Source organism: Undibacterium sp. 14-3-2 (assembly GCF_016595265.1).
Taxonomy (GTDB): Bacteria; Pseudomonadota; Gammaproteobacteria; order Burkholderiales; family Burkholderiaceae_D; genus Undibacterium; species Undibacterium aquatile.
Genome location: NZ_JAENGS010000001.1, coordinates 286,798 through 313,269, shown reverse-complemented (window position 1 = coordinate 313,269; position 26,472 = coordinate 286,798). Strand labels below are relative to the sequence as shown.

The 26,472-nt window shown below is 51.4% G+C and carries 25 protein-coding genes; 18 read left to right on the top strand and 7 right to left on the bottom strand.

Features of this window, described 5'->3' with window-relative positions; all coding sequences use genetic code 11:
* Positions 1–5: 5 nt before the first annotated feature.
* The 3 genes from Undi14_RS01370 to Undi14_RS01360 are packed head-to-tail and all read right to left on the bottom strand — an operon-like array spanning position 6 to position 3,586.
* Positions 6–893, bottom strand: a complete 888-nt coding sequence (locus Undi14_RS01370) for a TniB family NTP-binding protein (RefSeq protein ID WP_200177637.1) — start codon at positions 891–893, stop codon at positions 6–8.
* Positions 883–2,907, bottom strand: a complete 2,025-nt coding sequence (locus Undi14_RS01365; RefSeq protein ID WP_234030403.1) for a Mu transposase C-terminal domain-containing protein — start codon at positions 2,905–2,907, stop codon at positions 883–885. The genes Undi14_RS01370 and Undi14_RS01365 overlap by 11 nt, the downstream gene beginning before the upstream one ends.
* Positions 2,879–3,586 (bottom strand): TnsA endonuclease N-terminal domain-containing protein, encoded by a 708-nt coding sequence (locus tag Undi14_RS01360; protein ID WP_200177635.1) that lies wholly within the window; start codon positions 3,584–3,586, stop codon positions 2,879–2,881. Before Undi14_RS01360 ends, Undi14_RS01365 begins: the two co-directional genes overlap by 29 nt.
* 241 nt (positions 3,587–3,827) lie before the next feature.
* Here Undi14_RS01360 and Undi14_RS01355 point away from each other — a divergent pair, with 241 nt between their 5' ends.
* From Undi14_RS01355 to Undi14_RS01335, 5 genes are all read left to right on the top strand, one after another.
* The gene (locus Undi14_RS01355; RefSeq protein ID WP_200177634.1) at positions 3,828–6,776 is read left to right on the top strand and encodes a TrlF family AAA-like ATPase; all 2,949 of its coding nucleotides are present in this window, start codon (positions 3,828–3,830) and stop codon (positions 6,774–6,776) included.
* A gap of 175 nt (positions 6,777–6,951) precedes the next feature.
* A complete protein-coding gene (locus tag Undi14_RS01350) occupies positions 6,952–7,698 on the top strand; it encodes an ATP-binding protein (protein WP_200178156.1) in 747 nt (248 codons plus the stop codon).
* A gap of 72 nt (positions 7,699–7,770) precedes the next feature.
* A complete protein-coding gene (locus Undi14_RS01345) occupies positions 7,771–8,460 on the top strand; it encodes a DUF2076 domain-containing protein (RefSeq protein ID WP_200177633.1) in 690 nt (229 codons plus the stop codon).
* 123 nt (positions 8,461–8,583) lie between these two features.
* On the top strand, positions 8,584–10,176 hold the full coding sequence (locus Undi14_RS01340; protein WP_234030358.1) for a DUF1800 domain-containing protein: 1,593 nt from the start codon (positions 8,584–8,586) through the stop codon (positions 10,174–10,176).
* Positions 10,177–10,245: 69 nt separating this feature from the next.
* Positions 10,246–11,460 (top strand): DUF1501 domain-containing protein, encoded by a 1,215-nt coding sequence (locus Undi14_RS01335; RefSeq protein ID WP_200177632.1) that lies wholly within the window; start codon positions 10,246–10,248, stop codon positions 11,458–11,460.
* Here the strand turns inward: Undi14_RS01335 and Undi14_RS01330 are convergent.
* A complete protein-coding gene (locus Undi14_RS01330; protein ID WP_200177631.1) occupies positions 11,432–13,624 on the bottom strand; it encodes an ATP-binding protein in 2,193 nt (730 codons plus the stop codon). The genes Undi14_RS01335 and Undi14_RS01330 overlap by 29 nt on opposite strands.
* Positions 13,625–13,814: 190 nt before the next feature.
* On the opposite strand from Undi14_RS01330, the gene Undi14_RS01325 reads away from it, so the two are divergent.
* Together Undi14_RS01325 and Undi14_RS01320 are read left to right on the top strand one after the other, a co-directional pair.
* Positions 13,815–15,305 carry a M20 family peptidase gene (locus Undi14_RS01325; RefSeq protein WP_200177630.1) on the top strand — a complete coding sequence of 497 codons (1,491 nt, stop codon included), beginning with the start codon at positions 13,815–13,817 and terminating at the stop codon, positions 15,303–15,305.
* Positions 15,302–15,562 (top strand): DUF1161 domain-containing protein, encoded by a 261-nt coding sequence (locus tag Undi14_RS01320; protein WP_200177629.1) that lies wholly within the window; start codon positions 15,302–15,304, stop codon positions 15,560–15,562. The genes Undi14_RS01325 and Undi14_RS01320 overlap by 4 nt, the downstream gene beginning before the upstream one ends.
* Before the next feature lie 18 nt (positions 15,563–15,580).
* Here the strand turns inward: Undi14_RS01320 and Undi14_RS01315 are convergent, their stop codons facing one another.
* Together Undi14_RS01315 and Undi14_RS01310 are read right to left on the bottom strand one after the other, a co-directional pair.
* Entirely contained in the window at positions 15,581–16,084 is a 504-nt protein-coding gene (locus Undi14_RS01315) for a GNAT family N-acetyltransferase (protein WP_200177628.1), read from the bottom strand.
* Between the two features lie 11 nt (positions 16,085–16,095).
* Positions 16,096–16,497 carry a hypothetical protein gene (locus tag Undi14_RS01310; protein ID WP_223826780.1) on the bottom strand — a complete coding sequence of 134 codons (402 nt, stop codon included), beginning with the start codon at positions 16,495–16,497 and terminating at the stop codon, positions 16,096–16,098.
* 188 nt (positions 16,498–16,685) lie between these two features.
* Here Undi14_RS01310 and Undi14_RS01305 point away from each other — a divergent pair, with 188 nt between their 5' ends.
* The 10 genes from Undi14_RS01305 to Undi14_RS01260 all read left to right on the top strand — a co-directional run bounded on the left by Undi14_RS01305 (position 16,686) and on the right by Undi14_RS01260 (position 25,838).
* Entirely contained in the window at positions 16,686–17,633 is a 948-nt protein-coding gene (locus Undi14_RS01305) for a DMT family transporter (protein ID WP_200177627.1), read from the top strand.
* Between the two features lie 35 nt (positions 17,634–17,668).
* The gene (locus Undi14_RS01300) at positions 17,669–18,166 is read left to right on the top strand and encodes a hypothetical protein (RefSeq protein WP_200177626.1); all 498 of its coding nucleotides are present in this window, start codon (positions 17,669–17,671) and stop codon (positions 18,164–18,166) included.
* A 161-nt stretch (positions 18,167–18,327) separates the two neighbouring features.
* Complete coding sequence (locus tag Undi14_RS01295; protein WP_200177625.1) at positions 18,328–18,666, top strand: DUF1840 domain-containing protein; 339 nt, start codon at positions 18,328–18,330, stop codon at positions 18,664–18,666.
* A gap of 3 nt (positions 18,667–18,669) precedes the next feature.
* Positions 18,670–19,557, top strand: a complete 888-nt coding sequence (locus Undi14_RS01290; RefSeq protein WP_200177624.1) for an alpha/beta hydrolase — start codon at positions 18,670–18,672, stop codon at positions 19,555–19,557.
* A 29-nt stretch (positions 19,558–19,586) separates the two neighbouring features.
* Positions 19,587–20,225 (top strand): LysE family translocator, encoded by a 639-nt coding sequence (locus Undi14_RS01285; RefSeq protein WP_200177623.1) that lies wholly within the window; start codon positions 19,587–19,589, stop codon positions 20,223–20,225.
* A 1-nt stretch (position 20,226) separates the two neighbouring features.
* On the top strand, positions 20,227–21,639 hold the full coding sequence (gene rsmB, locus Undi14_RS01280) for a 16S rRNA (cytosine(967)-C(5))-methyltransferase RsmB (RefSeq protein ID WP_200177622.1): 1,413 nt from the start codon (positions 20,227–20,229) through the stop codon (positions 21,637–21,639).
* 56 nt (positions 21,640–21,695) lie between these two features.
* A complete protein-coding gene (locus tag Undi14_RS01275; RefSeq protein WP_190476784.1) occupies positions 21,696–22,283 on the top strand; it encodes a DUF4390 domain-containing protein in 588 nt (195 codons plus the stop codon).
* Positions 22,280–24,634, top strand: coding sequence for an ATP-binding protein (locus Undi14_RS01270; protein WP_200177621.1), 2,355 nt, complete (start codon positions 22,280–22,282; stop codon positions 24,632–24,634). The genes Undi14_RS01275 and Undi14_RS01270 overlap by 4 nt, the downstream gene beginning before the upstream one ends.
* Positions 24,635–24,733: 99 nt before the next feature.
* Positions 24,734–25,456, top strand: coding sequence for a response regulator (locus Undi14_RS01265; protein ID WP_190476782.1), 723 nt, complete (start codon positions 24,734–24,736; stop codon positions 25,454–25,456).
* The gene (locus Undi14_RS01260; protein ID WP_370589856.1) at positions 25,419–25,838 is read left to right on the top strand and encodes a GTPase; all 420 of its coding nucleotides are present in this window, start codon (positions 25,419–25,421) and stop codon (positions 25,836–25,838) included. The genes Undi14_RS01265 and Undi14_RS01260 overlap by 38 nt, the downstream gene beginning before the upstream one ends.
* Positions 25,839–25,896: 58 nt before the next feature.
* Here the strand turns inward: Undi14_RS01260 and Undi14_RS01255 are convergent, their stop codons facing one another.
* Entirely contained in the window at positions 25,897–26,079 is a 183-nt protein-coding gene (locus tag Undi14_RS01255; protein WP_200177619.1) for a hypothetical protein, read from the bottom strand.
* 24 nt (positions 26,080–26,103) lie between these two features.
* Between Undi14_RS01255 and Undi14_RS01250 the strand changes: the two genes are divergently transcribed.
* A complete protein-coding gene (locus Undi14_RS01250; protein ID WP_186883964.1) occupies positions 26,104–26,361 on the top strand; it encodes a DUF3567 domain-containing protein in 258 nt (85 codons plus the stop codon).
* Positions 26,362–26,472 lie beyond the last annotated feature (111 nt).

Below are 26,472 nucleotides of genomic sequence, written 5' to 3'. Positions count from 1 at the left end.
TGAATTTAAAGATCGACGATATCGGTGATCTCTTCGCCAATACATTGCATGATTTCCTCTTCGGAAATCAGTTCATTACCGGATTTGATAGCAGTAATGGCAGCCTTATTCAATAAATCAGATACGTTTCCGGTAACACCTAACGTCGCACGATGAATAAGAGAGGCGAGACTAGATTCATCTAGTGCAGAAGGTCGTCGTAACGGCAATAGCATTTCGAATCCCGCGAGCAGCTCCATGAAATCCTCATCATCCTTGAATCGCTTTAACGGCAATGGCTTGAGCCTGCTAGAAATTTGTTCGTCTGAGCGCACGGCATTGATTGCTTCGGCAGTACCAGCAGCTACGATTGGACGCCTCAATTCATTCATCAAATATTTGATGGAATTCATGCCCTTTCTCTGCGATGTTGCACTACCTTCTAATAGATTGTGGATTTCATCAACAATGATAATCCGGCACCCTACAGTTTGAACCAGGCTGATCGCGTCGGCACGCACTTGATGTGGTTTGGCATTCGAAGACGGGACAGCGTTCAGTTTTCTCAGTATCTCGGGGTAAATACCTTCCTTAGCCGTATCTGGATATTGGATCGACAGGACTGGCACGACTGCAGCTGGGCCATCTGGGTTATCAGTGGCACGGTGATTTTTCATGAACTGATCGAGGATAGCGCTCTTTCCCATCAAAGACCGACCGATGATCAATCTACCCTGTGGTCGTACGGAATCTTCCATGCGATAAAGAGTTTCAAGTTCATTTAGGATTTCTTCAGCACGGCGATGCACGACAAAACGATCTTGTTCGATGTATTTGATTCGCCTTTCGTTTGATTGCTCCGCCATCCGAGCAACATTGGGATGGAGATGGGGGTAACGCTCTTCACGTGTCATCTTTATGTATCCCTTCTAATATATCGTTTGGAACTGGTGCCTCTCTAACCAGACTTTTCAACCTAGCTAGGCGAGTTGGATCTAGCCCTTGTTTTTTGACCTGAGTGCCAACAGATGGCTTCGGTGCGGGAGGAGGCTGCACTAGAGCAGTTCGTTCACGACGCGTTGCTTTTTCAATTTCGCGCCGGGTCTGTTTGGTCTTTTTCACCGATTCTTCCACCATTTCCAGCCGACGGATCTTGCTCTGATAGCGCTCTTCCTTGAATTCCTCCGCTGGGTTGCCGCGCCGGCGCTTGCGCGCGTCGTTTTCCCATTTGCTGATAGGTGACTTGCGCAGATCGGCAAACGGTACCTCTATATAGGCGGATGTAGAGTCGTCGTAGAGCCAAATTTTTGATATGTTGCGCGGATCGTAGCGTACCTCAAACTTGCGATCAGATAACGGCTTAGTGAGGTCGATACTGTCGCTCAGGAGGGTCAGAGCCCCGCTGTAGTATTCCTCGCCCAGGATTTTGACTTGCCCTTGGCGCACTGTGCGCATCTCGAATGGCATCAGAGACAGCCGCAAGGATAATTCTTCGATGGGTCGTTCAGGCAGTCCTCTAGGCGGCATAACGTCCCCTTCAAAAATCCCCTTACGCCAGCGCTGCAAAGGCGTCATCTTGTTCATGCCATCCCCAGAATGTTCATCCAAGTGGTAGTCATTGACGAGGAAGTCCGCGAAAAGACGGTCAAATTCCGCCAGTGTCATGACTGCCCGCCCCTCGGAGTCGTATTCCGCCCGTTCGGTAGGATTAGAGAATTTAGTGCCAGGCAAGCTCTTGATCTCGAACATGAAAGTACGGAACGCGCTTTCGACGTGGCCGCCGAAATTGGGACCGCCGACCGGCCGATTGCGGATATTAAAACGGTATTTGCGCCTGGCGCCATGCATCATGCGGCCATTCAAATCTCCGCCATTGTCGACATGAATGAGGTCTGGGAAGCCCCAGCAAGGCCATTCTCCGGAGACACCCAGGTCGCGCAAGTATTTTTCTTTCGGAAGGAAGGCGTGTGCCAATGCCATGCCGGTCGACAACGTGGACGGCGCCTCAAATGTCACGTAGTAACCCAAGATCATTCGGCTATACGTATCGATCACGATGGTCAGCCAAGCATCACCGATCGGCTGGCGATCGATCTCGTCGACGAAACAGATTTGGCAGGGTGTGTGGTCGACCTGGACAATGGCGAGAGGGTAGTCGTTACCGGGTAAATGGCCGGCCTTGGGCCGATACTGATCGCGCACCTGGTTCTTACGGCCCTGGAGCTGCAGGCGATTTTTGAGTGGGGTACGTTGCTCGATGTTGTAGATGGTCGACTGGCTAATTTCCGACAAACCAAGCTCCCGGCATTTGCCATTGAGGAGCTCCGTGACCTCCCTCATCGACTTGGGTGTTTCAACAAAACGGTATTTCCTGAGATACTCATCGATTAGGCCGAACACTTCCTTGGGCAGCCTTTTGACGCCGACGTCGGCGCGCACACTGCGATGCAAAGCATCGGCGCTGTTGCTTTGCTGGAGAATTTTGAGGCGGCGGTAGGCGCTTGGCGTGCTATAGCCGAATCGCTCGGCCATCTCGGCGATCAGCTTCCGCCTGTCTTGCCGTGGTGCCGCAAGCACCGTTTGCGCGAACTGGAATTCATCCGAGGTGGATACGCTCGCTTGTTTTTGTGCATCCGACAAATCGTGTTCGACAGGTTGAACTCGTAATTGGCGTTGTTTGAGCCGGACTGCGTACGTGCTGGTTGCTGGCGAGATTGGAGGTGACGTCTCAACGTCAGCCGTTTGAGCTGGGGGATTGGCTGGCCATTCGACCACTTTCAGGTCAGCGATCGACAAATATTCCCTGCGGTTGTCCACAACACGCTCCGCCAGAACCCTGTCGAAGCCTTCAATCCAGACGATGCGCCACTGCGCGTTTGCGCAGTTGACTATGACACCTTCACGAAGAGGGAGGCTGGTTACCTGCATCAATTGAAGTCAGGATCGTCTGTAAGGTAAGGCGTTTCGTTAAATCGACGTGAATCTGTTGGGTTGCAATTAATCGATAGCAATTCGGAAATATTTTAGCGCGAGATTCCAAATCTTGGGCAAATTTTTTAACAAATTCCTCCAGACTGATCGCCCCCTCCTGCTTCAAGCAAGCCAGCATTTGTGCATCGATCTGGCTGGCCGGCGTGTGCTCCAGGTAACGCATCAGGAACTTGGCATTGTCGAGATAGGGAGTACGGATCTCGCGCTCGTACACAACGGAAAATTCCCAGCCGCGCATTGCCGCAAGGCGCGAGGCGGCAGCCCATTTGAGTTTATTTTCTGCTGCATTTTCGGTGCGAGGAGGATATGGGCGATCTTTCTTATTGTCCTCGTCGAGATCCGGTTTGATCTCGCATAGCTTTGAGGGCAGATCCCTGGATTCGGCCAGGTCCTTGCGGAAATGAACCAACACATCGGGGGTATAGGTACGCATCTTGCCCGTCCCGTCTTCCCAATCCACATTGACCGACTGCGTCTCGATACGCTCGCTGTCGACCAGGCGGTTGAAACGCATCAGGACCAGAAAATCTTCTTCCAGCGTCGACTCGAATTGCTGGTCGTCCGGGGTGGTACCGGTGACTTTGACAGGGCTGCGGGTGATTTTTCGGGTGGGCATTTTCTTCCGTCAAGAGATGATCCTAAAATTTCCGACTCATTCTAGACGGAATCTTGTAATACAATTTTCATTGCGCGAAAATAAACTTGGGTGAGCCATGGAAATTTTCATCACAGCTATGCACCACCGTTTCAAGGACGAGGCGCTCGAATCGCGCATGCTGATGGAGGATATCTGTGACTTGTTTGCTTTCTCATCAGACAGTATCGTTACGTGACGTGGCTTTTTGATAATAAGATATATGAAGAGCAAAGAATATAAACAATCGAGCTATCCCAAGGGCTCCGAATGGCGGAGGTGGGATCTGCACGTTCACACTCCAGAAAGTAAGCTCGGGACATCTTTCAAGGGCGTTTCCTGGGACGAATATCTGGATGCGCTCGAGAAGGCGTCAATTGAAGACGAAATTGCCGCTATTGGCGTGACCGATTACATGACGATTGACGGATACGAAAGAGTCCTTGCAGCCCGCAACGACAACGCGGCACCACGTTTAGGGTCGGTTCGCTTGGTACTTCCGAATATCGAGCTTCGCGTCATGCCAATGACGAAGGACGGGAAGGCGCTGAATGTGCACGTGTTGGTTGATCCGTCCGACCCGCAGCATGTAACTAAAATAAAGGACGCATTTCGTCAATTGCGATACGAGAACGGCGGTCAGACGTACGGCTGTCATCGCGACGAGCTCGTTCGTTTCGGTAAAACGTTGAAACCGGAACTGAATGACGACGACGCGTACGCTCACGGAATTTCTCAGTTCAAGCCGTCGTATGAAAGCTTGATGAAATGGTTGAGATCGGAGAAGTGGTTACGCGAAAACTGCCTGATCGGCGTCGCGAACGGGAAGGACGGTATCAGCGGGCTTCCAACGGATGGATTCTCTGCGACGCGCGACGAATTGTTAAGATTCACCGATTTCGTTTTTTCGGGGAACCCAAATGATCGTCAATACTACCTCGGACAGAAAGCGGGCGATTCCCCTGAGAATATCGTCAAGCAATACGGAGGGTTGAAGCCTTGTCTTCACGGAAGCGATGCACACGAAACAGGGAAATTATTCAAACCTGACGAGGATCGCTTTTGTTGGATAAAGTCGGATCCGACGTTCGAAGGGTTGCGGCAGGTCCTTTGGGAGCCGGAATCGCGCGTGCATATCGGCAAGGTGAGCCCCGGACAAGTCGACGTAAGCAAGGTGATATCGAGCCTGGAGATCGCGGACGCGAATGGTTGGTTCGAGGCAGGAGACATCCCTCTCAATCCTGGCCTCGTGGCGATCATCGGCGAGAAAGGCTCAGGAAAGACGGCCGTCGCCGATCTGGTTGCCTTCGCTTGCGGCGCGCCTTTGAATGACTCCTCTCAGGCTTCCTTCGTGACGAAGGCGCGATTGCATCTTGGCGGCGTGAAACCCGAGGTCACGTGGGGATCGACCGCAAAGACTTTCGGCGTTCTCATCAACTCGCCACACGACGTCGCGCGCCCGTTAGTGAGATATCTATCGCAGGACTTCGTCGAACGTCTTTGTTCCTCTGATACCCAAGGCGCCGATTTACAGAAGGAAATCGAGGAAGTCGTCTTCTCGTATCTGAACGACGCGCAAAAGGAGGGTTCCTCTTCGTTCGAGGATTTGCGATCATCACGCGAATCGGCGTCTCAGGCGAGACGCGAGAAGTTCCGAGGGGATTTGGCGACCCTGCATAAGGAGATCGAACGGCTCCAAGATGCCATCGCGCAAAAGCCCGCGAAGATCGCACAAAAGAAGCAGGTCTCAGGCGAAATCGAAGAATTGCAAAAACAACTCCCTACCGTGACCGCGCATGCCGATCAGGTAATCCTCGGAAAGCTCGCCATCGAACGAATATCGCTCGCGAGCGCCGAGCGAGAGCGTAACGCCAAGAACAAACGACGAAGATCGTACGAGCGCGTTCTCTCGGAATACGACTCGATCAAGGCGAACGTCGGAAGTCAGATCGATGCGTTGTTCGAATCATCGGAACTCGATGGCCTTGAAGAGAATACGCGCGCGCGATTCAAGCCTCAATGGGATGCCACTATCGAAACCGACTTAAAAAAGGCCGTTGAGGCCCTTAGTTCGGAAATCAGGGCGATACAAGGGGACGAGAGCGCGATCGCTCCCAACGGAACGGCGATCTTCGACATCACCGCTCGCATCAATTCTTTGAATGAATTCGTGTCACAAGACGACGTGAACAAGAAACGTCTGGTCGAATTACAGCGGCAGATAGGCGAGAAAACCTCTGTCGTCGAACGCTTGACCAAGGAGATCGAAGAGCTCGAAGGTGGTATGAGCAAGTTGCTCGATAAAAAAGAAAAGGACCGGTTGGATTGCTACACGAACTTCTTCGCTTCTTTGATGGAAGACGAGAAAGGGCTGGTAGAACTCTATGCCCCAATGAAGAAGAAGCTCGAGGCCCTGGGTCAACACATGATGTTCGAACTATCGGTCGGTTATCGCGTCGATCATAAGCCGTGGTTGGAAAAGGCTTCGCGCTTCTACGACTCTCGTAAGAGCCACTCTTCGCAAACACGAGACGAGATCGAAAAACTCGTACTCGAGTCGATGATACCGGCGTGGAAGAGCGGCGACCTCGCCAAGATCGGCGAGACTTTCACGAAGTTCGCGAGCGCAGTCGATCCGGTGCGATTCATGTCGAGGTGCGCCGCTCCACGCTTGAAGCTCGTGGATTTATACGACTGGATGTTCTCCGTCGACCATGTCGAAATCACGTACAAGATACGTTACGGCGGAACGGAGCTGGAATATCTTTCACCGGGTACGAGAGGTATCGCTCTTTTGGTGCTTTATCTCCTCATGGACGAAGACGATAGTCGCCCGCTCGTGATTGATCAGCCAGAAGGGAATCTAGACAATTCATCCGTGTACGAGCAGCTCGTGCCGTACATTCGTAGAGCCAAAGAGAAGCGACAGATCATCCTCGTCACGCATAACCCGAATCTGGTCGTTGCGACCGACGCGGAGCAGGTGATCGTGGCGACCGCGTTGCGCCGCGACGATCAAACTTATCCGCGAATCAGCTATCGATCCGGGTCCTTGGAACACGTCGGAAACGCGGATGAGCCTGGGATGCGCGACGCGGTGTGCATTTTGCTCGAAGGAGGAGCGCGCGCTTTTCAAGAGCGCGAGGCACGCTACTCGCTTCCGAATGCCTGATCCGAACGCCGTTAATCAATGTCACGGCGAATGAAGAAGCCCCGGCTACTCCATCCTCGTAGTCGGGGCCGTTTGCTGCAAAAAAAAACATCTCTAAAGTCGCACACAAAGACACAAGCAAGGAAAGTGTGAAAAGGGGCTCCAAGCAGACAGTTCTCAACAACCCTGGAATAGCATTGCTTGGCCAGGAGATATAACTCCTGGCCACCAGTCGATTTTCTTAAATAATTTTGCGAAATTCTTAAATAGCGATAATTTGACCAGCGGTGGCACGCCACGTCCTGGCGAAATTTCACTGGCTCATCAGGGCGTTTTATTTCTTGATGAGCTTCCCGAGTTCGATCGGCGCGTTCTCGAAGTGCTGCGGGAACCGCTGGAATCTGGGCACATTACTATTTCCCGCGCTGCCCGGCAAGCGGATTTTCCAGCCCGTTTTCAGCTGATCGCCGCCATGAATCCTTGTCCCTGCGGCTACTTCGGCCACAGTAATGGCAAATGCCGTTGCACGCCGGACAATATTGCTCGTTATCAGGATAAAATTTCTGGCCCTTTACTTGACCGCATCGATTTGCAGATTCAGGTCGCGGCATTACCGCACGAGGATCTGTTGAAACAAGCGACAGGAGAATCCAGCCCGGTGGTGGCGCAACGTGTCGAAGCCGCATTTGAGCGCCAGCAACGACGTCAGGGCAAGGTCAACAATTTACTCACCACGACAGAAATCGATACTTACTGCCGCCCGGACAGCAGTGCAGATCAGTTACTGAAAAATGCCATGAGTAAATTTAACTGGTCAGCCCGCGCCTATCATCGCGTATTGAAAGTAGCACGTACCATCGCCGATCTGGCCGGTGCAGATCACATCAGTTCGGCCCATGTCGCGGAAGCAATACAGTACCGGCGGGCATTACGCGAGCATTGACTATAAACATCCATTGAAAAAGCCGATGCCATGACCAGATAGTGCCCATATCGCTTATTTCAGGAGAAAACGATGTCGCCACAAGAAATGCAGGTTCTGCAAAATTTTCTCGCCCAGCTGGTTCAGGTACAAGGCGTCGCCAAAGACCCGCAAGCCGCCAGCCTGATCAGCGAGGCAATCAGCAAGCAGCCGGATGCAAGCTACTTATTAGTACAACGGGCCTTATTACTGGAACAGGCTCTGGCAAATGCAAACAGTCAGATTGCCAGCCTGCAGGCAGATTTGCGTGAGCAACAAGCACTCAATGCGACACAAAATCCGACGACACCCACACAATTTCTCGATCCTGCCGCAAGTAATTGGGGCAACAGTGCCAGCAGTCGCCCGCTAAACATTCCATCCAATACCAGCACCTCAGTCACTGGCGCACCTTTAGCGGCCTATCCGGCGATGGCCGCCGTGCCTGTCAGCGAGCCAACTGCCGTTGCCACAGCGCCTGCAAGCAGTTTTTTCGGTAATACTAGCGGTAGCATGCTGGGAACCGTAGCCGCAACAGCCGCGAGTGTGGCTGCGGGAGCCTTTTTGTTTCAGGGCATCAGCCATCTGATGAATGGCAATTCGCATCAGACAATGGCAGACAACTCCTCAACGGCCAATCTCAACAATGCTGACGGCGGGCTGCTCCCTGGCTATTTTGAGCAGGATCAGGCCGACAGTTCGCCACTGGAAAGTCTGCCTGACGAGAGTGACGACGTCATCTGACCTGTTACTCTTAATGAGGTAACGCTCACACTCGGTTGCATTTCGTCACTCGCAGGTCATCCAATTGCCGGACAATCCGTTGTATGCTGATGGCCATCGATAGTGCCCGGAGAAGTGACTTCCATGTTGAGCGACTCACCTTTACAGCGTCTGCTGGCTTTAAGCCCGGTTTTCATCCTCATTTTCGCAATGTCAGGATGCACGACGTCACCCGCGCCAAACAAGATAACGGATGCCGGGCCATCCAGATTTCTTCCTCCCAGCAGCAATACTTTTGCGAAAGCGAACGTCCAGCCAGAGCTGCTGCTCAACCGGCTGACCTGGGGTAGTAACTTCTCTACTTATCAACAATTGCAAGCGGTTGGCATGGACAAGTTCCTCGATCAGCAACTCCGTGGACGGGCCAGCGTCGTGCCGCCAACAGTGCAGGCGCAAATCAGCGCGATGACGATTTCTCAGCAACCGATAGAGAGTATCGTCAGGGAGCTGGAGCATAAACGCATCGTCGCCGAACAGCAAAAGGGCACCGATGACAGCCTGCGGAAAGAGTATCAGCAAGAGTTGAACCGTCTGGCCAAAGAAGCTGCAACACGCTCGCTTTTACGCGATATCTATTCACCGAATCAGTTGCAGGAACAAATGACCTGGTTCTGGATGAATCATTTCAACATCCACGCAGGCAAACATAATCTGAGGGCCATGGTCGGCGATTTTGAGGAACACGCGATACGCCCGCATGCTCTGGGTAATTTCCGCGAATTACTCAAAGCCACCGTGTATCACCCGGCGATGTTGCGCTACCTCGATAACGAACATAATGCAAATGGTCGCATTAACGAAAACTATGCCCGTGAATTAATGGAATTACACACGATGGGCGTCAATAGTGGCTATACCCAGAAAGACGTGCAAGAACTGGCGCGGGTGCTTACTGGCGTCGGTGTTAATCTGGGCACAGACACACCAAGACTTAAAGCCGAATTAAGTAAATTTTATCTGCGTAAGGGTTTGTTTGAATTCAATCCGCAGCGACACGACTTTGGCAACAAGCAGATATTAGGTAACAACATCAAAGGTCGCGGTATCAATGAAGTTGAGGAAACACTGACATTGCTGAGCAGGCAACCAGCTACGGCGCGCTTTATCAGCCGGAAACTGGCGACGTATTTCGTCTCTGACACGCCGTCAGAAAACCTGATACAAGCGATGGCTAACAGCTTTCTGCAAAGCGATGGCGATATTCCCGTCACCTTGCGCACGATGTTTGACTCACAGGAATTTATTGCTTCCTTAGGACGCAAATTCAAAGATCCTGTGCACTACGCTGTTTCCTCCATGCGGCTTGCGTACGACGGGAGTTGCATCGTCAATGCAGCTCCGATCATCAACTGGCTCAACATGATGGGGCAGCCATTCAACGGCAGGCAGACGCCGGACGGATACGCCATGACAGAAAGTGCCTGGGCAAGCCCCGGACAAATGACAGTCCGCTTTGATGTCGCCCGCAGTATCTCCTATGGCACGCCTGCACTCTTCAAAACAGATCTGCAGATTTCAGCAGAAAAACCGCGTACACCGGCCATTGCAAGCTCGCTGTATGTCAAAAACTGGGTGCAGACATTCAGCAAGGACACACAACAGACATTACAACAGGCAGCCACACCCGCAGAGTGGAGTACCTTATTTCTCGCCTCACCGGAAATGATGCGCCGTTAGTAAATAAACGCGGGGACAGCGATCGACAACTGACCATATGATGAACAAGCAGACCGGATGAAAATCAACATGAATCGTCGCCAATTATTGCAGTGCCTGGCTAGCATGGCTGCGTTGCCGGGTATCACTTACAGTAGTCAGTTACTTGCGGCACCGGCTACGCAAAACCGTCTGTTGCTGGTATTTTTACGTGGCGCTTACGATGCCAGCAATTTTTTGGTGCCGACGGCCAGTGATTTTTATTATGAATCCCGTCCGACCATTGCAATCAGACGCCCCGGCAACGAACCAGGCGGTGCTATCGCATTGAATGCCGACTGGGGCTTACATCCGGCATTGCGCGACACGCTCTACCCCATGTATCAGAGTAAGGAAATCGCCTTTATTCCTTTTGCCGGTATCGACGATGTATCGCGCAGTCATTTTGAAACGCAGGACAGCATAGAACTCGGGCAAGCACTCAATACCACCCGGAATTTTCATTCTGGCTTTTTGAACCGCCTGGCAGCCGTAATAAATGGCGGGAAAAATGACGGAAAATCTGCACCGGCAATGGCATTTACTGATCAACTGCCACTTATTCTGCAAGGTAATGTACAAGTCGGGAATACAGCATTAAAAAGCATTGCGAAATCCGGTCTGAACGAACATCAGAATCAGCTGATAGAACAAATGTATCGTAAGACCGCGCTGGCGCAGCAAGTCAATGAAGGCTTCGCCGTTCGCCAGGAAGTGGTGAAAGAGATGCAGGAAGAAATGAACGCCGCCAACCGCAATGCGATCAGCACTAAAGGATTTGAACTGGAAGCGCAGCGCATTGCCAGAATGATGCGGGAAAAATATGCACTAGGATTTATTGATGTCGGTGGCTGGGATACCCATGTGAATCAGGGTGCAGAAACAGGCGTGCTGGCAAATAAGTTCGAGGAACTCGGACGTGGTCTGCTCGCCTACAAAAATGCCATGGGCGACCAGTGGTGTAACACGACTGTCGTTGTGATCAGCGAATTCGGACGTACGTTCCGTGAAAATGGAAAACGTGGCACTGACCACGGGCATGGCAGCGTTTATTGGGTGCTAGGTGGAGGCATACGTGGAGGCCAGATTTCCGGGGAGCAGATACAACTGACACCCAGCCAGTTATTTCAAAATCGCGACTATCCGGTATTGAATGAATATCGTGCCGTACTTGGCGGTCTGTTCAGTCGTATATATGGACTCAATCCCCGGCAACTCGACACCGTTTTCAATGGAATCAAAGGACTGGACTTAGGTTTGATATAAGCGATTGCGACGCCGCCACAATCGGCAAATCAATGTAAAAATGAGCACCGCCGCCCTGCTCAGGGGGCAAGTTATAAAAACCTATTTCACCGTGCATTTGCTGAATAATCACTTTGGAAATCGCCAATCCCAGACCGGTTCCGCCTTTAGCTCTCGTATCAGACGAATCTGCCTGAGAAAATTTCTTAAAGATTCTGTCTCTGAAGTTTTCCGGCACGCCGCCGCCCTGATCGGTAACCAATACACGTACCGAACAAGCGCTGACGACTAACGCAATAACACGCACGACACCACCTTCCGGTGAGTATTTGCAGGCATTCGAGATCAGATTAGCGAGTACCTGCTGGAAACGTCCCTGATCGACATTAATTTCAATGGGCCGTATTCTTGGCAAATCCACATCTATTTCCAGCCGGACGCCGCGCCCCTCTGCAATACTTTGATTTTGTTGCACAGCAAGTTCGAGCAAGCTGAGTAAATTCAGGCGTTCAAATGCGAAATCCATTTTCCCGGCCTCAATTTTCTGAATATCAAGTAAATCATTGATCAGGCGCGTCAGACTTTCACTATTTTTATGCGCCATCAAAATCAAAGGCTGCAGCTTTTCTGGTATTGATCCTGCCGCCCCTCCGACCAATAATCCAAGAGCGCCGCGAATCGCTGTCAAAGGCGTGCGTAATTCATGGCTGACCGTAGAAATGAATTCATTCTTCATGCGATCTATTTTGCGACGCTCAGAAATGTCACGCACGATAGTAATCAGCTTACGTTTTCCAGCCAGACTATATTCACTGATCGACAGTTCAGCCGGAAACAAGCTGCCATCTCTGCGCAGGCGCTCCGTTTCTATACGCAAACGCCTTGTTTGCTGGAAATCGTCGTTATTGATCGCAATTTCCAGCATATCGAGCTTGCCATCGGGTGAGAACAAATGATTTGCCTTGCCCACCACCTCCTCGGACGAATACCCATAGATGGCAACAGCAGCAGGATTAATGGCTTCGACAATGCCGGTATCATCCGTCATCACAATACCATCAGCAGCATTCTGAAAAATCGCCTGCAAGCGGTCGGATGATTCTTTTAGTGCTTTCTGCTGTTCCGTCAGATTTTGCAACAGTCTGGTCTGGTTCCGGTTAATAACATCAGCCTCACGTTTCAGCTCCGTCATCACCTGCATATCACTTTCTTTTTGTATGAATAACTGTATCAATACACGAAATGCAGCGATCACGGCGGCAATGGCAGCAACAGTCACTATAGCAACCGCCAGGCTGATCGCATGCCAATCAGATAAATACAGATTTTCATCCACAGAAAAATAAACAATCAATGGATATTTCTCAAGATATTGGATAGCCGTTATGCTGGGCTTCCCATATTCAAGAGCGGAAGTATCGGAGGTGATCACAAGCGATTTTCTATCGTCTGCATCGATACTGCGATGGTGAATGCTGGCTGCAGCGTGCTTCGTTCCCATGACTGCTTCAGTGTCCGGCCAGCGGGCCAGGTAAGTAAAATCGTCTCTCAGCAGTGAAATGGAGACATGACCATCAACGTTCAGTTTTTCATAAAATTTAGTGTAAAACTTCGGTGAGATGCCGATGATGGCAACGCCAATAAACTCACCATCACTGCCAGTCAGGCGATGGCTGAGAAAAAATATCCAGTCGCCAGTTGTTTTGCTGCGCACCGGATTACTGAGATAAATTCCCTGCGTAGGATGATCGCGCTGCACCTGGAAATAGTCGCGATCAGCAAGGTTATAGGCGGGTGACGGAAAATTTCTGGACGTACTGATGACATTCCCATTGACGTCGAGAATAGAAATGACCTCAATCGCCGGAAACAGGGCAACCTTTTCTTTCAGAAACTGATGGAAATCGTAGGTGCCAAGTTTGGATGACAGGTATTCTGCGCTGATACTCCAACGGTCTTGTATTCGTTCAGCGATATTACCCAGGGCAGTGTAAGCAAAATCCATCTGCTGACTGGTATTTTCTGCCAACACAACGCTGAAGGTTTCGGTCTGCTTTTCCCACTTATGTATTTCTTGCAAACGCAGCGTCCAGACAAATACGCCGGCAGCAAGCACAATTGCCACCACCAGACTGATTGCAAATGTTTTAGCAATACGACTGGTATGTAGTCCCGTTTGTATCATGTTGAAAATCAGTCTTAATCATGTTGGAAATTCAAAAATCGAATCTCAGCTCGGGCAAATTCAGCTCTGCAATGCGCGCATTAAAACAAAAACGTTCATCCATACCTTGCATAACTTACCTGGAATCTGAAATTTGTGAAATGATAGGCTGTCTAAATTGGCAATTTATCCTATTCAATGGGAAAGTACCATGATCAAGCGGATTTTTTTATTTCTCATCATTGTCCTGCTAAGTTTAGTTCTGGTCATTGGCGTAAATACGCTGCGTCAGTCTTCCAGACAAATACCGGTACAACCAGCAGCCATAGTCAAGCTTGACGAACAGGCGGCAGCGCAACGTCTGGCAAGTGCCTTGCGTCTGCCAACAATAGCAAATGCCGACAAAGTGCAAACGCAATCAGCGGCGTTTAACGCGTTACATGCCTTACTGGAAAAGTCCTTTCCTTTGGTTCATGCAAAATTACAACGCGATATCGTCGCGGAACATAGTCTGCTGTATCGCTGGCAAGGCACGGATACCAATGCCAGACCGATATTGCTGATGGCGCATCAGGATGTCGTACCGGTAGCACCCGGCACAGAGCACTTGTGGCAACAACCGCCATTTGCAGGCGAGATAAAAGATGGTTTCATCTGGGGACGCGGTGCGTGGGACGATAAGGGCAATTTGTTTGCCATGATGGAAGCGATAGAAACAGCGCTCGCTTCCGGCTTTCAGCCTCGCCAGACAATTTATCTGGCCTTCGGGCATGACGAAGAAGTCGGCGGTCTGCATGGTGCGAAAGCGATTGCGGCATTGTTAGAAAGCCGGAACATCCGCTTCGAGTTCATACTGGATGAAGGAATGCTGGTCACCGAGGGTATATTAAAAGGTCTGGACCAGTCTGCTGCACTGATAGGCGTTGCCGAAAAAGGTTATGCCAGCATGCAGCTGAGTCTGGATGCCACGCCCGGTCATTCATCTATGCCGCCACAAAAAACAGCCATAGGTATGATGAGCAACGCGCTGAGCAAACTCGAACAACATCAGTTGCCAGCCAATATTCGTGGCATCGCACTCGATATGTTTGAAACAATAGCGCCTGAAATGCACGGTCTGAACCGCGTCTTATTATCTAATTTGTGGTTATTCGCACCGCTGGTACAACATGAACTTGAAAAAAGCGCCAGCACCAACGCAACACTGAGAACGACCACCGCACTGACGATGGTTCGTGCCGGGAACAAAGATAATGTCCTACCCGGACAAATTCAGGCAACCGTGAATTTCCGTACCTTACCGGGTGATACTCAGACCAGTGTGATGGAACACATCAAAACCACCATCGGTAATGATGCTATCCGCATCAACTCACTCAACGGGAATTCTGAACCATCCAGAGTGTCACCAGTAAATTCTGACGCATACCGGATGCTGCACAAGACCATACGTGAAGTCTTCGCCAATACCATCGTCGCGCCAGGCTTAATGCTGGGCGCAACAGACTCAAGACATTTCGAAAAACTGAGTCCGAATATATTTAAATTTTCACCAGTCAGGGCAACTAGTGAGGATTTACCACGTTTTCATGGAACAAATGAACGCATCTCTGTTAAAAATTACCTAGAAATGGTACGGTTTTATCACCAGCTTTTAATTAATAACAGTAAATCATCCATGGAAAAGGAGAAGACAAAATGAGGAATCCCATTTTTACTAAGAGTCTGGTATCTGGCTTACTGCTGTGCAGCGCATCCAGCTGGGCAGCCGTCACGCCATGCGAAGCGATCATGGACAAAATCAATGCCAAGTTAGAAGGCAAAGGTGTTAGTGATTACGCTCTCAAAGTCGTACCAAAAGATACAGAAACCAAGTTGCGCGTCGTCGGTGTCTGTGAAGGTGGCAGCAAAAAAATCATTTACCAAAAACAGAAAACCAAGAAAAAAACTGAAGAATAAACCGTCTCTTCTATTCGTCTATAGCTGCTTCACACAGTAATGAGCTAAGCCAGAGTATGTCATCAGTGCCGATGTCTGCTCTGGCGATAAAGCTGTCACTTCAACAAAACCCTGCTTTTGCCAGAACGCTTTCGTACTTTGCACTGAGACCAGATGCATTGTCGTCCAACCTGCACTGAGAGCGTATGCTTGCGCATGTTCGACCAGACGCACGCCTACGCCGCGTCCATGCATCGCCGTACCAACGGCCAGATCGTGCAGATACAGACTATCGGCTTCCCTTGCAGGGTCAAAATCACTGCCAAGAGATGAAATCTTCCCGCTGCTTGAAGGATAAGTCATCAGATATGCACAGACACCCACTTCCGCATCGTCCACAACCCAGCAGGTATCGGGCGCCGCTCTCAGTCGCGCATGAAAAATGCTCTCAGCCTCGACCATCGCACTCACATAGGCCTGCGTCTGCACCTCGAATACCGCAGCGATATCCTGTTCACGCATCAAACGAATTTGTAATGACATGCGACGCCAAGCTATTTTTTTGATTTGGCAGACGCGGATTCCGAAGCAGACGCAGACTCTGAGGCACTGGCATCGTCTTTAACAGGCGGCGCGTTTGACGCAATTTCTGGTTTGACGTTGTCTATCTTGTTTTCACGCATATAGTCGTTCATCTCTTTCCATCCGGCGTACACGGACGATCGGGCGGCATCGGGATTGAGCGCATAGCAGTCTTCAATCGCACGCCCGGCATGCCGACAAGCGCTGCCGGTAGCACGCGCATCGGATTCCTTTTGTGCCGCTTCTTTCGCCGGATCGGCAATGCCCAGACGTTCGCATGCACTCAACAAAAATAAAGGAAACAAAGCCAACAGGACGGAATGACGAAGCGACATCGCAGCACCAATGAAGAAGGAGAAAATCGTAAGCTTCATCACCATCTGACGAAGCAGTTTTATCGTTCTCTATGATACCCCACTGTCATCACAAAACCATAGAGATCTATCCGATGGTAAAAGCATGCACTTTGTTGTGTTTGTGCCGATATGTCCTTTAACAATATCAAAGCTACTATGATGTCAGCTTGATTGAATAAGCGAGATCTTTTGATGAGTGTGGCAAGATGGTAGGCGGCGTCCTCGCTGCTCTGGGTGCAGGTTTATTGTGGGGTCTGGTCTTTATCACGCCCTTGTTATTGCCGGATTATCCCGGCGTGGTGCTTTCATTTGGCCGCTATCTGGCATTTGGCCTGATCGCACTGATTCCGGCATGGTTTGACCGACGCCGTATTCTTAGCCTCAGCAAAACTGACTGGTACAGCGCACTGAAACTGGCAGCAGTCGGCAATATCATTTATTACGCTGCGCTGGCCAGTGCGATTCAGCTTGCCGATGCGCCGCTGCCAACCATGCTCATCGGCACCTTGCCAGTCATGATCGCGGTCTTTGCGAACTGGTCACCACATCATCCGTCCGAATCAATCGCCTGGAAAAAACTCGTGCTGCCGCTATTGCTGATTTTTTGCGGCATCATGCTGGTCAACAGCGAAGAATTGCGTCATCTTGATGCCCAACGCTCGATCAGCGATTACGTGAAAGGTGCAGGCCTGGCATTGATTGCCGTCACTGCATGGACCTGGTATCCGATCATGAACAGCCGGTATTTGAAGAATCATCCACAAATTCAATCCGGCACCTGGGCAACTGCACAAGGATTAGCAACACTGCCGCTCGCCCTGTGTGGTTTTCTGCTCTACGGAATGGTTCAGACGATGCAGCCAACGCCAGTCTATGATTTTCCATTCGGCAGCAGCCCCGGTAAATTTATCGTCGGTATGCTGACACTGGGATTACTGGCATCCTGGCTGGGCACGCTGTTATGGAACCAGGCAAGTCAAAAATTAGCCACCAGCCTCAGCGGTCAGTTGATTGTGTTTGAGACTCTGGCGGCGCTTTTGTACGCATTCATTCTGCGTCAGACTGTTCCTGCTCCGCAGATACTCCTGGGAGTATTATTACTTTGCCTTGGTGTCGCCTCTGCTTTACGCGGGTTTCAGAGTAAGCAGGAGTGATACTCCCCCTATTTCTATTATTTGCCAGTGAAACTATGTTGACTAAAAAAATCCTGAGCACTGCCGCGATACTGATGCTCCTGGCATGCAGCCCGCAGTTTGACTGGCGCGAAGTCCGCGGCAACGATGCACCTTTCCGTGTCCTGATGCCTGCAAAACCTGCTAGTTTCGGCCGGGACATGCAACTCGCCGGGCTGACGCTGAACATGCAGATGACCGCCGCCGATGCAGCAGGCGTCAATTTTGCAGTCGGCAGTGTCAGACTGGATGATCCCGGCAAAGCTGGTGTCGTGGCAGAAGCAATGAAAGATGGGATGCTGAAAAACATACATGGGCAGATCACGCAAGCGGCCAGCAGCCCCGACGGTATCGTTGAAATGCAGGGAAAATTGCCCGATGGCGAAGTAGTCACTATGGCCGCTCGCTTCATCATACGCGGACCACGGGTATATCAGGTGATTGCGATTGGTCCGGCAAAAAAACTGAAACAGGACGTCATCGATACTTACATGAGTTCATTCAAAACCGACTGAAGCACAAACCACAAAAATCAGGCAATTGCGATTATGATAGCTTCAGCAACGTTCCCTATCATCCGCCATTGTTTCCCGGCATCGTTTTACACTGTAATACCATGCCTTACGTGAACACTGTGTCTGACAAAACCGCCCTGATACCCCAAAAAGGAGACCCCATGCTGATCACATTCAAATCAAAAGCGGCCGCAGAAATCGTCATGTACAAGGAACATGCACGACGTATTCTCGACCTGCTGCACAAGGATGTCGAACAAGGCATCATCACAACCGCTGAATTACCCGCAGCTATCGCCAGCATCGAAGCCGCCATTGCTGAGAGCAAAATCCACTCCGTTTCCACTGAAGTCGCACATGATGTCAACACGCATCAAAATGAGAACGACGACGAACATGAAAAGCCAGCAACGGTATCGTTCGCCACACGGGCATTTCCTTTACTCGACATGCTGCAGGCTGCACAAAAAATGCAAAAAGACGTGGTCTGGGGTGTCTGATTCATGACGGCTCATATCGAAAACACCCGGGAATTTGATTTAACGACGCAAGATGGCACCCGCCTGTTCGTCCGCGACTGGCCGCTCTCCCCCAATGGCGATCAGTTGCCGCCAGGCGTGCTACTGATGCACGGCCTGGGCGAACACTGCGGCCGCTATGCGCACATTGCCCGGTTTTTTAATGCCCTTGGTTTTGCTGTCCGCACTTATGACCATCGTGGTCATGGCAAATCCTCTGGCAATGCCGGAGATGTCCCTGACGACGACGCGATATTGAGAGATGCGCAAACCATCATTCAGGATTTCAGTCAGCAACTGGCGGCACCGCCTATTCTGCTGGGACATAGTATGGGAGGCTTATTCGCTGCCCGTTTTGTCGCCGCGAATCTGGCACCGGTCAGGGCGCTGATACTTTCATCTCCTGCTCTGGCAATACGTATGTCCGGTTTTGAGCAACAACTAGCCAAAGTGGCACTGGCGCTGTTTCCCGGAACAGGGCTGCCGAATGGACTGAAAACCCGCTATCTGTCACATGATGCCGAAGTGGTTCAGGCATATCAGAATGATGCGCTGGTACACCCTAAAATCAGTGCCCGTCTGCTGCGCAGCATGCAGGCAGCAATCGCTTTTACCCATCAGCATGTCAGCAATATTGCTGTTCCGGTGTTGCTATTGGTCGCCGAAGACGACCATCTGGTTGATCCGGATGGCAGCCGCCGTTTCGAAAAGGGCGTCGTCCCAACATTGATGACCGCGCATTATTACGATGGCTTTTATCACGAAATTTTTAACGAGCTTGATGCAACGCCAGTCTTTGATGATCTGCGTACATGGCTGGAACAACGACATCTGACGCCGCTCACAGCAACGTCCCATGTAACAGGAACCTGAGCCACCAACTGAATCACCAGGAAATAAATATGGAACAATTTGGCATCATTCATTTTGGGTTATTTTGTCTGGCAGTGATGTTGCTCAATGCAACGCCCGGGCCTGATACCGCCTATATCGTCGGGCGCAGCATCGCTCAGGGTCGCACTGCCGGTCTCATTTCCGCACTCGGCATCTCGGTTGGCTGTCTGTTTCACGCGTTCGCATCTGCATTCGGGCTGACCGCAATCATTGCCACCTCGGCGCTGGCATTCACCATCATTAAACTGGCGGGTGGCGCCTATCTGATTTACCTGGGTGTCAGAATGTTGTTCAGCAAACCGGCAGTCTTGATTGCACGTTCAACCGAACCGGAACGCCGCCCGCTGCAGAAAATTTTCTGGCAAGCGGTACTCACCAATATTCTCAACCCGAAAGTAGTGCTGTTTTTTCTGTCGTTTTTCCCGCAATTTGTCTCAACCGATGCAAATCACAAAACCTCTGCATTTCTGCTGCTCGGCGCAACCTTTGTCCTGATGAGTACGCTCTGGAATAGCGGCACCGCCTTTCTGGCTGGTACACTAGCGCGCCGCGCAAGTCAGAATCCCCGCTACAAACTCTGGCTGGAGCGCTTTGTCGGAACAGCATTTGTCAGTCTGGGAATCAAATTGCTACTCACCAAACATTAATATGCAAGAACAACCAAGAAAAATCCTCGGCAAACCTGCCATCAAACTGGCTCGTACAGTCGCTGCGGCACCTGAAGCTCAGCCACAAGCGCCAATGCTGGAGCTGAAGCCGGATTCACTGGCTTTCAGCCTTTCCGGCGCTGCGCAGGCGGTGGCCTATGTACTCGAAGGCATGGCGTTACCACAAGCATTGGCAAAAGTTTTTTTACAAACCAATGCATTGCCGCAAGCGCGTGGCGCGATACAGGATATTTCTTACCGGACGATGCGTCAGGTCGGGCGCGTTGACGCGCTGCTGAAAGCCATGACAAATAAAGCGCCAGAACCAGCATTGTTGTACGGCTTGCTCTGCTGCGCCCTGACTTTGCTGGTGAAAAATGAAGGCGAAGATGCGCCGTACGAGGATTTTGTCGTGGTTGATCAGGCCGTCACCGCCGCCAGCGCCAATGCTCACATGGTCTTTGCCAAAGGCATGGTGAACGCTGTATTACGCCGCTATCTGCGTGAAAAAGAAGAATTACTCAAGCTCGTCATGAAGCAACCTGCGGCGGTCTGGAATTATCCGCAGTGGTGGGTAGACCAGACCAAAGCAGCCTATCCGGATAACTGGCAAGCGATTTTAACGACCGGCAACCATGCACCGCCGCTGACCTTACGCGTGAATCGCCGGATCACCAGCACCGCCGCCTATTTGCAATTACTAGCGGAACAGCAGATTGAAGCCTCACAAATCGGGCCGTTTGCGGTACGTCTGGCCAAGCCTTTGCCAGTCAACAGCATTCCGGGCTTCGAAGATGGCATGGTATCGGTGCAGGATGCGGCAGCGCAACTCGCCGCGCCACTGTTGGATGTGCAAGACGGAATGCGGGTGCTCGATGCCTGCGCGGCACCGGGCGGCAAAACCTGCCACGTGCTGGAACTGGCCGACGTCAATCTGCTGGCGCTGGATATCGATCCTTTGCGCGTCAAACGCATTCAGGAAAATCTGAGCAGACTTAAGTTATCTGCGACCATCAAAGAAGGCGATGCCAGCCGTTCGGGATGGTGGGATAACAAAGCGTTTGACCGGATACTTGCCGATGTCCCCTGTACCGCCTCAGGCGTAGTACGCCGTCATCCGGATAGCCGCTGGTTACGCCGCAAAACCGATACCGCGCAGCTCGCGGCTTTATCGTCACGCATACTCGACAATCTGTGGCGCATGCTGGCACCCGGCGGCAAAATGCTGATGGTCACCTGCTCTATCTGGCCTGCTGAGTCGGAGGCGCAAGCTGCCGCATTTGCTGCCCGGCATGGCGCCATCCGTCTCGATGCACCAGGCCAATTATTGCCAACCATGGCGAATCCGTCCGATGCAAACAACGAACACGACGGTTTGTTCTATGCCTTGTTTCAAAAACCCGGGCAAAGCTAACGGAAAACACGAGCTTCAAGTTATCATTGGGGCTACGATTTTTATTTCCTGATTGCATGCTCCTTCGTCTGAACGATCACCTACGCCGCTTAGCGCTGACACTTGTGTTAGCGCTATTGGCGTTGCTCATAGTTCCGACTGTGCATGCGGCGGAAGCTGAAGTCACCTCAGCCAGAATCGAAGCAAGCGATGAGGGCTATCGTCTGGCAGCCAGCTTTTCGTTTGAACTCAGCCATGCGCTGACCGACGCAATCGCCAAAGAAATCCCCATCTCATTCACCACCGAAGTCGAGCTGACCCGTCCCCGCTGGTACTGGTTTGATGAAAAGACCATACGCGCAGTACAGACTGTCCGCATCGGCTACAACCCCTGGACACGACAATACACCGCCACCATCAATCAGGGTTTACAGCAAAATTTTGCCACGCTCGAAGATGCACTCGCGCTGGTATTGCGGCCACGACGCTGGATCGTCGCCGACAAAGGCACGCTGACTGCCGGTGCAGTCTATAACGTTGCCGTCAAACTGAAACTCGATCTGAGTTATCTGCCCAAGACTTTCCTGATTACCTCGCTCAATAACAGCGACTGGCGTTTTTCCTCAGACTGGAAACGCTTTACCTTCAAGGCTGAAGACAAGTGACAAGATTTTTGCGGTATGCCTTGATTATCGGCGGTGCTCTGATGAGTATCCTGCTGTTTTTACTGACTACCGCTTCTGAAAATTCCGCTAATTTTGAGCCCTACTATGGCTGGCTGCTTGGTGCCAATGCCGTCGTTGCCTCCGCTTTATTGCTGCTGATTTCCGCTTTGGTATGGCGTTTATTCAGTCGTTTCCGCAGCCGTGAATTCGGTTCCAAACTGATGACGAGGCTGGTATTGCTGTTTGCGCTGGTGGGCATACTGCCGGGCTCAGTCATCTATGCGGTGTCCGTCACCTTCGTGTCGCGCTCGATAGAATCCTGGTTTGACGTCAAAGTAGAGTCTGCTCTGGATTCCGGCAAGAATCTCGGTCTGGCGGCGCTCGATTTTCTGCTGGCCGATCTGCAGGCAAAAGCGCGTGAAATGGCGAGCGAGTTATCAACGCCGTCAGACACGCCTTTATCCATCAAGTTATCGCGTCTGCGCGAACGGGCGCTGGTGCAGGAAGCCACGATTGTTAACAGCCGCGGCAGGCTGGTTGCCACCGCCAGCCAGAATTTTGGACGGCTGGTACCGGAACTCCCGACCGCCGACATGCTGAGGCAAGCACGTAATTCGCGCATCTTTGCCGCCATCGACGAAAAAATTAATACGCCGGACCCCGCCGAGGTGAATAAAAATGCCGGGTTGAGCGACGCAAAACGTCCGATTCTTCCGCAAGAAAACAATAAAACCCTGCGTTCGCGCGTTGTCATACAGTTGCAGGCAAGTGATATGGCGCTGTCCTTGCAGCGGGAAACCTATTTTCTGCAATTGATACAACCGGTTCCGGCAAATCTGGCAGCGCACGCCGAAGCACTGCGCAATGCGTCAACGGAATATCAGCTGCGTTCGCTGGGTCGGGGCAGCCTGAAAACCATGTATATTTTTACGCTGACACTGACCCTGTTACTGGCTATTTTTGCCGCCATTGCCAGTGCCTTCCTGATTTCTGGTGAGCTTGCGCGTCCCTTGCTGTTGCTGGCGGAAGGAACGAAAGCAGTCACCGAAGGTGATTTTTCACCGCGCCCTATCGTCACCAGTACGGATGAACTGGGCAGCCTGACGAAATCGTTTAACACCATGACGCGCCAGTTATTCGATGCCCGTGCCGCCGTCGAAAAAAACCGCAGTGAACTGGAAAATGCCAAGGCCTATCTGGAATCGGTGCTGGCCAATATGTCGGCAGGTGTGATGGTGCTGGATCAGGCTGGCCACTTGGTCACTTGCAATGAATCCGTCGAACGCATACTGCAACGGCCATTAGAAGCAGAGATTGGTCAGCCACTGGCGGATATCAATGGCATGCATGATTTTGCCGACGCCATCGACAAAGCCTTTTCAGAACAACATGCGCAATCAGCAGCCGGTGGTAAAGAGCAGCAGGAACACTGGCAACAACAAATTGAAGTGCCCCGCCCTGATGCAGTCAAAACAGCGGAGCCAGCCTCAGGTGCGATGCCAAATGACGATAAACAGACGATTACTTTGCTCGCCCGTGGCTCACATTTGCCGGTCGGCGCGGGCAACGGTTATGTCATCGTGTTTGATGACATCAGCAATATTATCTCTGCCCAGCGCTCGATCGCCTGGGGCGAAGTGGCGCGACGGCTGGCGCACGAAATTAAAAATCCGCTGACGCCGATACAACTATCTGCAGAACGTCTGCAAATGAAATTGCAGGATAAGCTCAATGAAGCGGATGTCGCCATTCTGAATAAGAGTACAACGACCATAGTGAATCAGGTGTCATCGATGAAGCGCATGGTCGATGATTTCCGCGATTATGCAAAAACCCCGCCCGCAGTATTGTCGCAGCTTGATCTCGGTGAACTGATCGATGAAGTGCTGCATCTGTATCTGGCGGGCGATGACCGCGATATCATCCGCCTGCATCTGGCACCGGATTTACCGAAAATTATGGGCGATGCTACGCAACTGCGCCAAGTCATCCATAACCTGTTGCAAAATGCACAGGATGCCGTTGCCGATCAGCCGCAGTCCGATGTGCCGCCACGCATTGATGTGATCACCGAAGTCGTCCATTACAACAGCAAAGCGCAGGATGTCTGCAGCGCAGTGAAGCTGTCAATTATCGATAACGGCCCCGGATTTTCCAGCAAAATTCTGGCGCGCGCATTCGAACCTTATGCGACATCGAAACCACGCGGAACCGGATTAGGACTTGCCATGGTGAAAAAAATCATCGACGAACACGGTGGTCGTATCGATATTCAGAATCGCAGTGATACAAACGGTGCAAAAGTAGCGATTTTGCTGTTAAAGTTAGCACCGGACTCAAAAACAGCATGAACAGGCTGATTTCCATTCGACATTAACGAAGATTAATGCGGAAGAGTAATGCGGAAATAAGAAAGAAAAAAACCACAAGGGCAGTAATAGGGTAGATTTATGGCAAATATTCTGGTCGTAGATGATGAAATGGGTATCCGGGAATTACTCTCGGAAATTCTGGGAGATGAGGGACACGTGGTGCAACTCGCGGAAAACGCGCAGCAGGCACGACTGGCCCGACAGGAAGCAAAACCCGATCTGGTGCTGTTGGATATCTGGATGCCGGATACCGACGGCGTCACCTTACTTAAAGAGTGGCAGCGCGACGGTTTGCTGACCATGCCGGTGATCATGATGTCCGGTCACGCGACCATTGATACCGCCGTCGAGGCAACCCGTATCGGTGCGCTGAACTTTCTGGAAAAGCCAATTGCTCTGCAAAAACTGCTCAAAGCCGTGCAACAAGGGCTGACCCGTACACCTGAGCCTGTACGTCCGGCAGCGCCAGCGTTGCGCGTCATCAGCAGCGATCACAACCATCCCAGCCTGACTCAGGGCGGCATACAGGCAAGCAGCGGCACCTTTGAATCGCGCCAGTTCAATACCGCTCCTGCCGCAGCAAGTGCGCCGGCAAATCAATTCGCCAGTCTGTCGTTTGATTTACCTTTACGCGAAGCCAGAGATGCGTTTGAACGGATTTATTTTGAATATCATTTAAATCGTGAAGGCGGCAGCATGACGCGGGTTGCCGAAAAGACCGGCCTTGAACGCACCCACCTCTACCGCAAACTCAAACAACTCGGTGTCGAGTCCGTCAAATACGCCAAACGCGGCGAATAATCTGCAAACTGCCGTGCCGCTGACGCTCGTCAGCGGTGGCAGCTATCGCCAGCGGGAAGCTCAGATCGCTGCCTGTATCGACCATGATCAGAAGCATGATAAAAGCATCGACCGCGTCGCCGTCCTGCTGGAAGGTTTGCCTGAGGGCGATCTGCTGCTGAGCGATACCCAACAACTCCATTTACAAAGAATTGCCCCCGGCTGTTTTTGCTGTATCGGCAATCTGACCATGCGGGTCAGCCTCAACCGGGCGCTCCGGCAACGGCCACAACACATTTATCTCGGCGTTGCCAGTAGTGAGCATCTCGCCAATCTCAGGCTGACGTTACAACAAGCACCCTATGACCAGTTACTGACAACAGACGAATTTATTTCCATGTAAATTTCCTGAATAAACTAAAAATAAACTAAAGCTATTCATCGCGGCACCGTAACCTCTATCAGGCAGCACGTTTTTTGCTTACTTCTGGGACTTGCGCAAAGTTGTCCCGGCAAGGCGTGACGACGAAGGCAGTACGAATAGTACGGCTAGGAGCCATAACACCGCTGGGGCGACTTTGCGCAAGTCCTAACTTGAAATTTGCTGCTAACAGCACCATGTCCGGTTTATATGAGGAAGTCATTTCTCCAGCCAGAAAGGATGCAAAATGAATCTTATTTATAACAGTGAAAATTACAGCGTCGTTGAATACAGTGAAGATGCGGAGCACGAAGCTCTGCGTTTTGGCGGCTACGAAATTACCGACAAAGCAGTACGTCGTGAATGGTTTATCGGTGGTCCGCAGGCGCTGAATTTCCGGCATGGTGTCACCGAGCTGATCGCGAGCGAACCCAGCATAGAAGAGATCGACGATTTTCTAGGTCAGTTTGATGGCTATATGCGGCAAAGCGTTCTGCTGCACTGACCCACCGTAATATCCACCCATCAATACACGGCATCAGTTGCCGTGTATATCCATACTACGGCAAGCTGCTATCTTGCTGTTTTTGCTGTTCAGCGCCACTCAATAACCTGG

What these genes read in the sequence shown, in the direction of transcription:
- Undi14_RS01370 (WP_200177637.1), bottom strand. Translation starts at nt 893, where the DNA reads ATGACACGTGAAGAGCGTTACCCCCATCTCCATCCCAATGTTGCTCGG.
- Undi14_RS01365 (WP_234030403.1), bottom strand. Translation starts at nt 2,907, where the DNA reads ATGCAGGTAACCAGCCTCCCTCTTCGTGAAGGTGTCATAGTCAACTGC.
- Undi14_RS01360 (WP_200177635.1), bottom strand. Translation starts at nt 3,586, where the DNA reads ATGCCCACCCGAAAAATCACCCGCAGCCCTGTCAAAGTCACCGGTACC.
- Undi14_RS01355 (WP_200177634.1), top strand. Translation starts at nt 3,828, where the DNA reads ATGAAGAGCAAAGAATATAAACAATCGAGCTATCCCAAGGGCTCCGAA.
- Undi14_RS01345 (WP_200177633.1), top strand. Translation starts at nt 7,771, where the DNA reads ATGTCGCCACAAGAAATGCAGGTTCTGCAAAATTTTCTCGCCCAGCTG.
- Undi14_RS01340 (WP_234030358.1), top strand. Translation starts at nt 8,584, where the DNA reads ATGTTGAGCGACTCACCTTTACAGCGTCTGCTGGCTTTAAGCCCGGTT.
- Undi14_RS01335 (WP_200177632.1), top strand. Translation starts at nt 10,246, where the DNA reads ATGAATCGTCGCCAATTATTGCAGTGCCTGGCTAGCATGGCTGCGTTG.
- Undi14_RS01330 (WP_200177631.1), bottom strand. Translation starts at nt 13,624, where the DNA reads ATGATACAAACGGGACTACATACCAGTCGTATTGCTAAAACATTTGCA.
- Undi14_RS01325 (WP_200177630.1), top strand. Translation starts at nt 13,815, where the DNA reads ATGATCAAGCGGATTTTTTTATTTCTCATCATTGTCCTGCTAAGTTTA.
- Undi14_RS01320 (WP_200177629.1), top strand. Translation starts at nt 15,302, where the DNA reads ATGAGGAATCCCATTTTTACTAAGAGTCTGGTATCTGGCTTACTGCTG.
- Undi14_RS01315 (WP_200177628.1), bottom strand. Translation starts at nt 16,084, where the DNA reads ATGTCATTACAAATTCGTTTGATGCGTGAACAGGATATCGCTGCGGTA.
- Undi14_RS01310 (WP_223826780.1), bottom strand. Translation starts at nt 16,497, where the DNA reads ATGAAGCTTACGATTTTCTCCTTCTTCATTGGTGCTGCGATGTCGCTT.
- Undi14_RS01305 (WP_200177627.1), top strand. Translation starts at nt 16,686, where the DNA reads ATGGTAGGCGGCGTCCTCGCTGCTCTGGGTGCAGGTTTATTGTGGGGT.
- Undi14_RS01300 (WP_200177626.1), top strand. Translation starts at nt 17,669, where the DNA reads ATGTTGACTAAAAAAATCCTGAGCACTGCCGCGATACTGATGCTCCTG.
- Undi14_RS01295 (WP_200177625.1), top strand. Translation starts at nt 18,328, where the DNA reads ATGCTGATCACATTCAAATCAAAAGCGGCCGCAGAAATCGTCATGTAC.
- Undi14_RS01290 (WP_200177624.1), top strand. Translation starts at nt 18,670, where the DNA reads ATGACGGCTCATATCGAAAACACCCGGGAATTTGATTTAACGACGCAA.
- Undi14_RS01285 (WP_200177623.1), top strand. Translation starts at nt 19,587, where the DNA reads ATGGAACAATTTGGCATCATTCATTTTGGGTTATTTTGTCTGGCAGTG.
- rsmB (WP_200177622.1), top strand. Translation starts at nt 20,227, where the DNA reads ATGCAAGAACAACCAAGAAAAATCCTCGGCAAACCTGCCATCAAACTG.
- Undi14_RS01275 (WP_190476784.1), top strand. Translation starts at nt 21,696, where the DNA reads ATGCTCCTTCGTCTGAACGATCACCTACGCCGCTTAGCGCTGACACTT.
- Undi14_RS01265 (WP_190476782.1), top strand. Translation starts at nt 24,734, where the DNA reads ATGGCAAATATTCTGGTCGTAGATGATGAAATGGGTATCCGGGAATTA.
- Undi14_RS01255 (WP_200177619.1), bottom strand. Translation starts at nt 26,079, where the DNA reads ATGACTTCCTCATATAAACCGGACATGGTGCTGTTAGCAGCAAATTTC.
- Undi14_RS01250 (WP_186883964.1), top strand. Translation starts at nt 26,104, where the DNA reads ATGAATCTTATTTATAACAGTGAAAATTACAGCGTCGTTGAATACAGT.